The sequence below is a fragment of the Actinomadura sp. genome (assembly GCF_044508335.1).
Lineage (GTDB): Bacteria > Actinomycetota > Actinomycetes > Streptosporangiales > Streptosporangiaceae > Spirillospora.
Window position 1 is genome coordinate 1 of sequence record NZ_JBIQHY010000170.1, and the last position, 10,885, is coordinate 10,885.

The following is a 10,885-nucleotide window of genomic DNA, read 5'->3' on the forward strand; positions in this document are numbered from 1 at the left end:
ACGGCATCGTACAGACCTTCTGCCACAAGACGTTCGCAGAAGAGCGCGAACCTTGTTTGATATGACCGTCCGTGCCAGATCTCCTCAACAGGAGAAGCGCCTTCCAGAACCCGAACGGGAGTGCGCGAACCGGGGGCATCTTCCATGATGAAGAAGTAGCCGAGCCAGGGTTTTTCGCCAGGGAAGAGATCAGCGAGCGCAGCGCGACGGAGGTCGACAGCGCTGCCCAGTGCCTCTTCTACTCGGTTGTTGTAGTTGTTGCCGAACGAGGGACCACCGAGCGCCTTGAGTTCGAAGGCCGCAACAAGCGTGTTCCTGTGGGAGACCACGAGATCCCATTGCTTCTGCGGGCGGTAGTAGCCTGGAAGTTCCAGGCCATGTTTCTTGGTGACCCGGATATCTTCGGGCGGGTAGTCGGCTTCGAGAAAGAACTTGGCCAGAAGAGCGGCGATTTCATCGAAGTGCTTGCCTCCACGAACCGAGCCCGCAGTGCCCGCACCGACAGCATCTTTGATCTTGGAGAGCTCTCGCTGAGACTTTTTCGCGCCCCAGTAAGCCGCGACCGCGTTCTCGAAGTCCTGTCGAGTGACTGCCAATGTGTTCCTCTAGTCGGGGAGTTCTGCGAGCCCGTAGGCGCGCAGGGCGGCTTGCGTCGCCGCCTGGACGTCACGGCGTTCGAACGCAGCCGCCAATGCTGTGCTGGTCTCTTCGTTGATCTCCGCAGGATCTGGGACGCGGATCTTGCGCAGATACTGGGCTTGGAACCGTAGAGTCCCACCTCGCATCTTGACCGCGTACGCCGCTACGAACGCCTCAGCGACTTTGGACAGCAGCAAGCCCCCAAGGACCCGCAAGTCCCAGACATCGGAGACGATGAAGTACAGGTTGTGATGAGGGTACAGGCCTCCCTCATCCAGCACGGGGTGTATGACCTGCTTCATGTCCGGAAGCAGCAACTTGGGACGAGTGTTCAGCCGAGGGTCGACCTTGTCGATCGTCTTGAACCAGCGGTCTGGTTGCTTCACGGCAACGTGACGCTTCCGCAGTGCGGCCTCGTGTTGTGCGAAGTAGGCGCGCAGCCGAGGGTAGGCCGCCAAGTCGACGAGCCCACCGGCCGCATTCCACGGATTGACCAGGTACATACCGCCCCAGTCCAGACGCCCGGACGTCGTATCGCGGACCATGGCGAGCGGGAGCAGGCGGTCTTGCTCCACAAGGTCGGGTTGATCAGTGATAAAGACTTTGTCCGCCCCCGTCGCAATTCCGATGCCGACACGCGTTCCTGTGGTCTCGTCCTCCAAGAGGCGGAACCTGTCGCTCAACTCCTCCAGAACAGCCAAGCGCGCCGGGGACGCCGCCGGCCAGGAATCCTCGCCGGGGAACCAATGCGGTAGGCGCGACGCCTTGAACCCCTTAGAGGTGACACCGTCCTGCGCCGGGTCAGCCGTCCATCTAAGAAGGCTCCGAGCCTCCAATTGTCCAAACTCTCGTGTGGTATCAGCAGCGATCGCAGGACCCTGTGTGCCGTTGCGGATGATGGTTATCGCGGGGTAGGCGGAGACCTGGTCGTGGAACGCATCCACATCATGCATCGCGAGGACCAAGTCCATGCTGTAGCGCTGTGTCACCATCTGCCTGAGGCGCCGACCATACTGGTTGCGCATCCAACGGTCAGCGCAGATGAAGCCGAGCTTGCCGCCAGGCTTCAAGCTGCGAAGACCTACCTCATAGAACCCCACGTACACATCAGCCCGACCACCCATCGTCGGGCAGGCGGACCGGTAGGCCAGCATGCGCTCGTCAGGCACATCCTCCAGCCGGATATAGGGGGGATTGCCGACGACGAAGTCGGCCTCGCCGGCATGGTTGGCCGCAAGAAGGTAGTCGCCCTGGCACACCCAGCCCTGCGCGACGGCGTCAACCTCTCCGTGGTCCCAGCCGTCCGAGGTGAGTCGGTCACGGACGAGTATGAGCGACTGCTTCACGTTCTCGTCCAGCAGATCCATGGCCCGAATCGCCCCGGCCGCATCCGACAGTGAGCGCCCGTGAGCCCGGCACGACTTGCTCAGCCGCTCTACGATCGGCCCCAGGAACGCGCCCTGCCCGCATGCCGGCTCGACCAGCCGCAGCCCAGCAAGATCGCGGTCAGCCGTGTAGCCCACAAGGTCGAGGATCAGTTCGACGACCCAGCGGCGGGTGAAGACCTCGCCGTGCCGCACCGCCTCCTGCAACGCCGCCGGCAGCGGAGGCTCGTCGACGTCGAACAGCGCTTGAGTGACCACCGGCCAGACGATACCCCCAGCACACGAAGCCCGAGGTCACACCGCCGACTTGTGGATATCTCTTGGGTGTACCCGGTGGCGTGACGACACCGCCATCCGGCTCATCGAAGCGGCGATCTTGGGGCGGCCGGTCTTTTGCGAGCAGAAGGACCGTTCGAGCGGCCTGCGGGCGACGCGGCGGCCTGCCGCTTACTCCGCCGGAGTCTGTGCCGCAGCCTCTTGCTGGATGCGGTCGAACTGGGCGCCCATCGCCTCCGCCAGTGCCTTCGCCGCCGACAGCGGGCGCACCATCACGGTGAGTTCGTCGATCAGCCCGTCCTCGTCGAGGTGCAGGAAGTCGCATCCGTGCACCTGGAGGCCGTTCACCATCGCCTTGAACACCAGCGCGAGGTCGCGGCCGTCCGCGCTGACGATCTCCCGCACGTAGTGGATGTCCTCCAGCACCCGCGCCGCGCCGCGCACGAACGCCGCGGTGATCGCCTTCCCCTCGTACGGCTTGAACACGACAGGGCTGGTGAACACGGCGCCCTCCGCGAACAGCGCCTCCAGCGCCTCGATGTCACCGGCCTCCACGGCCCGTCGGAACGGATGCATGGGCGCGCCCCCCCGATATGAAACTAGTTGACTAGGTGCGGATGACACTAATCGCGCCTTCTAGTACTCGTCCAGTGGACAGGGGCGTGGCGCTAGTCACAAAATTGATTAATGGCCGAAGCACCTAATGTCGCCGCTACCCTCGGACGCATGTCACTGCGCAACGCGGTTCTGGCCACGCTCCTGGAGGGCGAGGCCTCCGGGTACGACCTGGCGAAGAGCTTCGACGCCGGGGTCGCCAACTTCTGGATGGCCACCCCGCAGCAGCTCTACCGGGAACTGGACAAGATGGCCGCCGAGGGCCTCATCCAGGCGCGCGTGGTCGAGCAGGAACGCCGTCCCAACAAGCGCCTGTTCTCCCTCACCGTCGCCGGGCGCCGCGCCCTGTACGACTTCACCGCCACCCCGCCGCGCCCCGGCGCGATCCGCGAGGAACTGATGGTCCAGGTCCAGGCGGTGGACGCCGGCGACGTCCGCGCGGTCATGAACGCCATCCGCGAACGCATGACGTGGGCCGAGTCCAAGATCGCCCGCTTTGAACGCCTCCGTGCCCGTCTCCTGGACGGGCGCACCGAAGAAGAGCACCTCGCGACCGCCGACCGCATCGGCCCCTACCTCACGCTGATGCGCGGCCTGGCGTTCGAACGCGAAAACCTCCGCTGGTGCCAGCAGGCCCTGGCCGTCCTCAACCGACGCACCGCGACACCCTGCCCCTCCGGCCCCGACAACTGAAGCGCGGCGCCAGCCGTAACAGGTCACTCGTAACAGGTCACGGAGTGGATCCCGGCAACGCTGCCACTGGCGTCGATGTCCGCGCGCTACGAGGCAGTTGGACGGCGGCAGACGCCGGGCTGAGCAGCGGGGACGTTACTGGGCCATGTCGACGAAGCGGCTGTAGTGGCCCTGGAAGGCGACGGTGACCGTGGCGGTCGGGCCGTTGCGGTGCTTCGCGACGATCAGGTCGGCTTCGCCGGCGCGCGGCGACTCCTTCTCGTAGGCGTCCTCACGGTGCAGCAGGATCACCATGTCCGCGTCCTGCTCAATGCTGTTGTGCAGGGAGATCCCGTTCGCCACGAAGTTGTGGAGCCCGAGCACCGTGGCATCGTAGACGTCCTGCTCCCCGATGCTCTCGATCCCGGCTATCTCGTCCCAGAACACGTCGTTGGTGCCGAGCAGTTCCAGCTCGGCGCCGTCCAGAACCGTTGCCACGCGTCCCAGGCGTTCACGGCCGGGCGCGTGCCCCGACCGCGAAGTGCCACGGGACTGGACGTCGAGCGCGGCACGCGACTCCCCGTGCGCCGTCCCTCGATCGGCGAGGACGCTCCGAACGTCATCCCAGACCGCCGTGGGGACGGCGTCGCGGCCGGTGTTCGCTCGAAGCCCCCGGAGCCGGTCGGCAGCGGACGCGGCCATGGCACCGCGCGCCCCGTGGACGCCGACGGCCTCGAAGAACGCGAGCTGATTCTCCGCACCGGAGAGGTGGAGCCGATACCCGCCACGCCCGGAGCCCTCCGCGGCGCTCTCGATGCGTGAGATGATCCCGAACCGCAGGAGCAAGGTGGAGACGTCCTCCACGAGTCGCCTGCTCGTGGACACGTAGGACACGCGGCAATCGCCGTTCTCCGCATCCCAGTGCACGCAGCCGTCCGCGGCCCAGAGATGCCTGAGGAAAAGCGCCACCTGCTCCTTCGGAAGCCTGAAGACCGGCGCCGGGACGAACTTCTCATGCGGGCGCCTTCCGAACAGCCCGAGCTCGTCGAGCCACTCGGCGACCGGGCCACCGCCGGTCAGGCGGTGCGGCGCCGGGAACCGTAGCGTGGCCCCCGCGCCCTCCCGCTCCTCCCGGACGGCGGTGACGCCGAAATGCCCGGCCGCCCGCGTGACGGCCCGAAGACACGCCTCGTCCGCGGCGGCACAGCGAATCGGCTGACGCTCGACGAACGACCCGTCGCCGAGGAGGTGCGCCAGCATCACCACGCGCGCCTCGGGCCACGCCGCCGGCTCCAGCGGCGGCGGCACATGCCTGGAGACCGCGACGCGCGAACCCGGCACCAGCTCGCCGAGCGGCATCCACCCGTCATAAGTGAGGAACGGGTGGTTGGCGGTGGCCTCGACCTGCCTGCCCGAGGCCAGCGTGACGCGGAAGACTTCCCCGCGCCCGCTGGAGAAGGCATGCGTCATGGTCCGCGGCACGTACTTCAAGCGCTCATCGAGCGCCCACACGGGAACGTCCCTCGCGCCGCTCGCCATGAGCTCGCCGATGGTGACCTGCTCGTTCGTGTCCGCGCGCATGATCCGGGTGGACGCGGTGACGCACCCCGACTCGCGCAGGTCGGACACCATGGGCTTCTTGTCCGTCCGCTGCTCCGGGCCTCGGTTGAGCTGCGACAGCGCGACCACCGGGACGCCCAGCTCCTTCGCGAGGAGCTTCAGCGAGCGGGAGAACTCCGAGACCTCGACCTGGCGGCTCTCCACCCGCTTCCCGGACGTCATGAGCTGCAGGTAGTCGATGATGACGAGGCGCAGATCGTGCTGCTGCTTGAGCCGCCGGCACTTCGCGCGGATCTCCATCATCGACATGTTGGGCGAGTCGTCGATGAACAGCGGCGCCTCGGCGACCTCGCTCATGCGGCGGGCGAGGCGCGTCCAGTCCTCGTCCTGCATGGTGCCGGACCGCATCGCGTGCAGCGCCACCCGCGCCTCGGCGGACAGCAGCCGCATGGTGATCTCGTTGCGCCCCATCTCCAGGCTGAAGAACGCCGAGGTCAGACCGTGCTTGATGGACGCGGCGCGGGCGAAGTCGAGCGCCAGCGTCGAGTTGTGCGTCGGGACGCAGGACCGCCCGGCCAGGTACATGTGGTCGTCGTTGTCGACCTGGACGCACCGGACGGGGACGCTCTCGACCGGCCGCACGTCGACGATGTGCCGCACCCCGGCCTCCGGCCGGGGGCTTCCGCCCTGCCGGGCCGCCTTGCGGGGCAGCCGGAAGACCGCGCCGGCAGGGACGAAGCTGATCTCGTGCACCGGTTCTTCCGCGCGGTCGCCCGCCGGGACGGTCGTCAGCGCGGCGTGGTGGCCGAGGCTGACGATGAGTTCGCGCACCCCCGCGGCGAGCCGCGCGGAGGAGACCACCAGGTCGACGCGCCCGTCCGCGGACACGTGCCCGAGGACGTCGAGCAGCCCGGCCAGCAGCGCCCGCCGCTGCGCCGCGGACGCCCGCAGGTAGCGCGCCGGGACGTGCTTGCCGGGCAGCAGGCCGAGGCGATCGAGCTCGCGGTCGACTCCGGGCAGCAGGTGGCAGCCGGGAACCGGCTCGGGTGCGACCCGCTGACCGGTCGCCTCGATCTGCGCGATGACCTCGCCGTCCAGGCAGGTGATGCGGCCGTCGGCGTCCTCCCCGGCGCCCAGCCACACGCCGAGGACGTACGGGTCGACGGGCAGCTCGGCCTCGGGAAGGTCGAACGCGGCGGCGACCTCCACGGCGTGGACGGGACGCCCTTCGCGCCTCAGCGTCGCGAAGATCTCTTCGGTCGTCCGGACGCGGGAGCGCGGGCCGTACCGCAGGGCGGCGCCCCACCCGGACGCCGCCGGACGGTGCCCGGCGGCCGGCCCGTCATGCGGGACGCCCTCCGCGCCGGCCCCCTCGGCACCGGCCCGCGCGGACCGGCCGCGGGGCCGCCGGGCGACCTCCGCCCAGACCCCGCGCGGGCCCCAGAGCGGGCCGCGAACGCGGTGCGCCTCGTTCAACGGGACCGGGTGGCCGCACCCGGAAGGCTCCCGCCTGAACGGCCTCCGGGACCGTCCGGCGAGCGCTGACGGGACGGCCGTCACGCCGCGGACCGCGGCGCGGCCGACGGGCTCCTCCTCGCGCATGCCGCCCGCGACGGCGCGATCCGCATCGGCGGCGAGTACAGGCTCGTTCGCCGGAAAGCGACGCGCGCCGCCCTCTCCCGTCTGCGTCACAGTGCGCCACTGATGCCGGGCGTCCGCGACGATGACCTCCCCGTCCGAGAACTCGACCTCGTAGCAGGGACGGCCGTACATCACCTCGGTGGCCGCGACGACGCGGGTAGGCCGGCCGTCGGCTCCGAGCAGGTGGTCGCCCACCGCGACCTCGCCCATCGTCGTCCAGCCCGTGGGAGTCGGGAGCGGGGTGTCGGTCTTCAGCGCCTTGCCCATGGCGGGACGGGCGGCCACCACGATCATCTGGCCCGGGTGCAGGCCGTTGGTGAGGGCGTCGAGGTCGGCGAAGCCGGTGGGGCAGCCGACCATCTGGCCGCCGCGGCTGCCGATGGCCTCGATCTCGTCCAGGGCGCCGGGCATGATCTCCGACAGCGCGACGTAGTCTTCGCCGGCGCGCTTCTCCGCGATGGCGAAGACCTCCGCCTGGGCGCGGTCGAGGATCTCGTCGGCGTCGGCGCCGTCGGCGGCGTAGCCCATCTGGACGATGCGGGTGCCGGTCTCCACCAGGCGCCGCAGGATGGCCCGCTCGTGGACGATCTTCGCGTAGTACCCGGCGTTGGCGGCCGTGGGCACCAGGGAGATCAGGGTGTGCAGGTAGGGGGCGCCGCCGATCCGCGCGATCTCGCCGTTCTTGGTGAGCTCGCCGGCGACGGTGACGGCGTCGGCCGGGTCGCCGCGGCCGTACAGGTCGAGGATGACGTCGTAGATGATCTGGTGCGCGGGACGGTAGAAGTCGGGCGCGCGCAGCAGCTCGACGACCTCGGCGATGGCGTCCTGGGACAGCAGCATGCCGCCGAGCACGCCCTGCTCCGCGGAGATGTCGTGCGGCGGCGTGCGTTCGAACTCGTGCTCCTGCGGTCCGATGTCGGCCACGCTCACCGTCGCACCCCCTTCGTCTCGGCCGCCGGCGGCCCCGTCCGCCTCATCGCCGACCGGTCTCCTCACGTCTATCTGACGCGTCGGACATTCTCGCGAGCCCGCGCGCCCATGGGCAAAGCCGCCTGTGGACGAACCTGTGGAACGCCTGTGCAGACACGCCGCGTTGGTTGTGCACGACCTGTGGACAACTTTGTGGATTCGCCGTGGACGACGCCCTCGGCAACGCTGCCACCTGCAATAACGTCATCCACCGGCTGTGCGGGAAAGAAAGTCGCCCGTCCCCGCCACTGTAATGATCTAAGTTCTTAGGGCAGTTACACCGGTGGTAGCCTCGGCGCGGTGACGACTCCCCGGCGGCTCGCGACCGCGCACGACCGCGAGATCCTGCGCCTTGCCGTGCCTGCCTTCGGCGCGCTCGTCGCCGAACCCCTCTTCCTGCTGTCCGACTCGGCGATCGTCGGGCATCTCGGCACCGCCCAGCTGGGCGGGCTCGGGGTCGCCGGGCAGGCGCTCAACACCCTCGTCTACCTCTGCGTCTTCCTCGCGTACGGGACGACCGCCGGGGTCGCACGGCAGATCGGCGCCGGGGACATGCGGGCCGCGATCAGGCAGGGGATCGACGGCATGTGGCTCGCCGTCGCCATCGGGGCGGCGCTGATCGCGGCCGGCTGGCCGCTCATCCCGTGGATCGTGGACGCGTTCGGCGCGTCCCCCGTCGTGACCCCGTACGCCGAGACCTACCTGCGGGTGAGCCTCTTCGGCATCCCGTCGATGCTGCTCGTCCTCGCCGGCACCGGCGTCCTGCGCGGCCTGCAGGACACGCGCACGCCGCTCCTCGTCTCCATCGGCGGCTTCTCGGCGAACCTGCTGCTCAACGCCGTGTTCGTGATCGTCCTCGGCTGGGGGATCGCCGGTTCGGCCTGGGGCACCGTCCTCGCCCAGACGGGCAGCGCGGCCGTCTACGCGGCCATCGTCCTGCGCGCGGCGCGCCGCCACGGCGCCCCCGTCCGCCCCGACCTGGACGGGTTGCGGACGGCGGCCACGGCCGGCTTCGGCCTCCTGGTGCGGACGGCCGCGCTCCGCGTCGTCCTCATCGTCGGGACGTCGATCGCCGCCCGGATGGGAGACGCGGAGATCGCCGCCTACCAGGTCGGTTTCCAGGTGTGGACGCTGCTGGCGTTCGCGCTCGACGCCATCGCGATCGCCGGGCAGGCCATCACCGGACGCTACCTGGGCGCGTCCGACATCTCGGGCACGCGCGCCGTCACGCGCCGGATGGTGTGGTGGGGCATCGCCTGCGGCATCGCGTTCGGGGTGGGCGTCCTCATCGTGCGCCCGTGGCTGCCCGGCCTGTTCACCCCGGACGGCGACGTCCGGCACCTCCTGTTCGCCTCGCTGCTCCTGGTCGCGGTGCTGCAGCCCGTCGCGGGCGTGGTGTTCGTCCTGGACGGCATCCTGATCGGGGCGGGCGACGGCGCCTACCTGGCCGTGACGACGCTGGTCGCGACGGTCGTCTTCCTGCCCGCGGCGGTCGTCCTCTACCGGGCGGACGCGGGGCTCCTCGGCCTCTGGACCGCGATCGGCCTGTGGATGCTGACCCGCATGCTCACCCTCGGCCTCCGCGCCCGCGGCGACCGCTGGCTGGTCACCGGCGCCGTCCGCTGACCGCTTCCGCGATTCGCACCCGCACCGGCAGCCTCACCCGCTACTATTCGAACATGTGTTCCACACACGGCGAGCGGATGGCCCGGCTGACCCAGGCGATCGACGACCTCGCGGCCGAGGGCCTGGCAGGACTGCCCCCGGAGACCCTGGTGGAACGGGTGGCGGGCATCTGGTCCCTGATCGAGGGCATCGACCCCGAGATCGCCCGCCGCCGCACCCGCTACACGACCCCCGAAACCTGACCGACCCGCCCCGCCAGTACCTCCGCCCCGCCTGGCCCTCGGCAGAACGCCGGGTGTGTCAGGTCAGGTCGTCGAGCGGTGGGAGGATCGGCAGGACGGGCCCGGTCGTTGCGTTGCCCTGGCTCGGGGATCCCTCAAGACGTGCGGCGACCGCCCTGCGCAGCTCCGGCAGCCGGGCGTAGAGCTTGTCTCCCGGACATGACGTCTTGTTGTAGTCGCGGTGCCCGACGATGGCCTCGGACGGATCCAGGTCGTACTCCTGGCACAGCCACACGCACACCTCCAGCAGCGACTTCCACAGCTTGCCGGGAACCGCCCGCGAGGTGTACGTCCCCTCGTTCTCGATGCCGATCGTGTGGTCGTTGTTGTGCAGGACCTGCGCCCCGACCACGAGGTTCCCGGCCCGGATCGACTTCAGGCTGCGGTTGCGCCCCTCCATCACGATGCCGCCCCGGCTGATGGTGAGCTGCTGGCCGGTGTCGTCCCATCCGTTCTTGTCCATGTGGAAGTTCTGGATGTACCGGGACAGGGCGAACGCGTGCGCCAGCGACCCGTCGTTCGAGTTCGCCGTGGCGGTGTGGTGCACGACGATATGGTCCGGTGCCCGGTTGAGGACCGTGGCCGGCCGCCGGGGCGGCCTCGCCTTCCACTGCGCGCGCGTGTAGACGTGCGGAGTCTCCGCCGTGAACAGGGCGCGTCCGGCCGTTCCCTCGGCCGCCGCCTCCTCCGCCATGGCTCCATTCTGGAGGGGCGACGCCATGGACAGCATCTCCAGCAGGCCGGCCCCGGCCACGCCGCCGATGACCGCCCGGCGGGTCACCCGCACGCCGGCCCGCCCCCGGTCGTCCGCGCCGTCCCCCGATTGCGCGATCAACACCGTCCCCCCTCGTTCCGGCGATCAACTGATCACGGAACGTAATGGCCGCTCTGTTGATCACCCAAACACAGGGCGGTTCAGGGACGTTTCACATGAAACCCAATGCGCGACCCCCGGTTTTGGACGCCCCCAACCCTCCCCTTGTGCAAGACATTGCGGGATCGAAAACCGGCCATCCCCGCCGAAACCCGCTTCGCCGCACCCACCGCACCCGCGGAACGCCGGGCACCGCCACCGGCTTCGACGAACACCGTACGGCCGGCGGCGAACGCGTCCGACACCACAGCGCCCCCGGCGGGCCGTTCCGCGCGCCGGGGCGCACACCCCGCTCAGCCGACGCCTGCCGCACCCGTGCAATTCCGACACCGGTACCGGCTTCGGCG

8 protein-coding genes are annotated in these 10,885 nt (G+C 69.5%); 3 read left to right on the plus strand and 5 right to left on the minus strand.

Annotation, left to right across the window (positions count from 1 at the left end):
- From ACIWVC_RS32670 to ACIWVC_RS32680, 3 genes are all read right to left on the minus strand, one after another.
- Positions 1-596, minus strand: a 596-nt coding sequence (locus ACIWVC_RS32670) for a PaeR7I family type II restriction endonuclease (protein ID WP_396452552.1), incomplete at its 3' end; no start/stop codon positions are given.
- Between the two features lie 9 nt (positions 597-605).
- Positions 606-2,282 carry an Eco57I restriction-modification methylase domain-containing protein gene (locus ACIWVC_RS32675; protein ID WP_396452550.1) on the minus strand — a complete coding sequence of 559 codons (1,677 nt, stop codon included), beginning with the start codon at positions 2,280-2,282 and terminating at the stop codon, positions 606-608.
- Positions 2,283-2,471: 189 nt separating this feature from the next.
- Positions 2,472-2,876, minus strand: a complete 405-nt coding sequence (locus tag ACIWVC_RS32680) for a nuclear transport factor 2 family protein (RefSeq protein WP_396452549.1) — start codon at positions 2,874-2,876, stop codon at positions 2,472-2,474.
- Positions 2,877-3,026: 150 nt separating this feature from the next.
- On the opposite strand from ACIWVC_RS32680, the gene ACIWVC_RS32685 reads away from it, so the two are divergent.
- On the plus strand, positions 3,027-3,608 hold the full coding sequence (locus tag ACIWVC_RS32685; protein WP_396452547.1) for a PadR family transcriptional regulator: 582 nt from the start codon (positions 3,027-3,029) through the stop codon (positions 3,606-3,608).
- 135 nt (positions 3,609-3,743) lie between these two features.
- On the opposite strand, the gene ACIWVC_RS32690 is transcribed toward ACIWVC_RS32685, so the two are convergent.
- Positions 3,744-7,718: a replicative DNA helicase gene (locus tag ACIWVC_RS32690; protein ID WP_396455024.1), complete on the minus strand. Its 3,975-nt coding sequence runs from the start codon at positions 7,716-7,718 to the stop codon at positions 3,744-3,746.
- A gap of 339 nt (positions 7,719-8,057) precedes the next feature.
- On the opposite strand from ACIWVC_RS32690, the gene ACIWVC_RS32695 reads away from it, so the two are divergent.
- Together ACIWVC_RS32695 and ACIWVC_RS32700 are read left to right on the plus strand one after the other, a co-directional pair.
- Positions 8,058-9,383 (plus strand): MATE family efflux transporter, encoded by a 1,326-nt coding sequence (locus ACIWVC_RS32695; RefSeq protein ID WP_396452543.1) that lies wholly within the window; start codon positions 8,058-8,060, stop codon positions 9,381-9,383.
- A gap of 53 nt (positions 9,384-9,436) precedes the next feature.
- Complete coding sequence (locus tag ACIWVC_RS32700; RefSeq protein ID WP_176401727.1) at positions 9,437-9,625, plus strand: hypothetical protein; 189 nt, start codon at positions 9,437-9,439, stop codon at positions 9,623-9,625.
- 58 nt (positions 9,626-9,683) lie between these two features.
- Here the strand turns inward: ACIWVC_RS32700 and ACIWVC_RS32705 are convergent, their stop codons facing one another.
- Complete coding sequence (locus ACIWVC_RS32705) at positions 9,684-10,502, minus strand: peptidoglycan recognition family protein (protein WP_396452541.1); 819 nt, start codon at positions 10,500-10,502, stop codon at positions 9,684-9,686.
- Positions 10,503-10,885: the final 383 nt, after the last annotated feature.

Coding starts and splice junctions, on each gene's coding strand:
- ACIWVC_RS32685 (WP_396452547.1), top strand. CDS start 3,027: ATGTCACTGCGCAACGCGGTTCTGGCCACGCTCCTGGAGGGCGAGGCC.
- ACIWVC_RS32680 (WP_396452549.1), bottom strand. CDS start 2,876: ATGCATCCGTTCCGACGGGCCGTGGAGGCCGGTGACATCGAGGCGCTG.
- ACIWVC_RS32700 (WP_176401727.1), top strand. CDS start 9,437: ATGTGTTCCACACACGGCGAGCGGATGGCCCGGCTGACCCAGGCGATC.